This window comes from Pseudomonas sp. 30_B (genome assembly GCF_017491605.1).
Lineage (GTDB): Bacteria > Pseudomonadota > Gammaproteobacteria > Pseudomonadales > Pseudomonadaceae > Pseudomonas.
Window position 1 is genome coordinate 1 of record NZ_JAFGYY010000168.1, and the last position, 522, is coordinate 522.

Here is a 522-nt window from a genome sequence, read left to right on the forward strand (position 1 = left end):
GGATTACACGATCACCGGCTCGTGGGCGCACCCGCACATCGAGCGTGTCAGCGGCGATCGGGGTAAGATGGGCTTCGCGCCCGCGGCCGTCGAGCACTGAAGCGGCCGCCGGGCCCGCACCCTTTTTTCGGCCACCGCCACCGAATTCGTCATGACCGATCGCCACGCCTCAGCCTCGCCGTTCCCGGTCGCCGCGCTGCAGATGGTCAGCACGCCCGATCGCGAGCGCAATCTCGCCGAAGCCGGCCGGCTGATCGCCGATGCGGCGGCCTCGGGCGCACGGCTCGTGCTGCTGCCCGAATATTTCTGCTTCATGGGCCACCAGGACACCGACAAGCTCGCGCTCGCGGAAGCGTACCGTGACGGCCCGATCCAGCGCTTTCTCGCCGAGCGCGCGAAGGCGCACGGCATCTGGGTGATCGGCGGCACGCTGCCGCTGAAGGCGCCCGAGCCGTCGCGCGTGCTGAACACGACGCTCGTGTTCGATCCGCAAGGCCGCGAGGCCGCCCGCTACGACAAGAT

General features: G+C 69.5%; 1 protein-coding gene. It reads left to right on the forward strand.

The window, feature by feature from the left end:
• Window positions 1–151: 151 nt before the first annotated feature.
• Window positions 152–522 (forward strand): nitrilase-related carbon-nitrogen hydrolase (locus tag J5M67_RS27760; protein WP_279381591.1); only part of this gene is annotated, 371 nt, incomplete at its 3' end.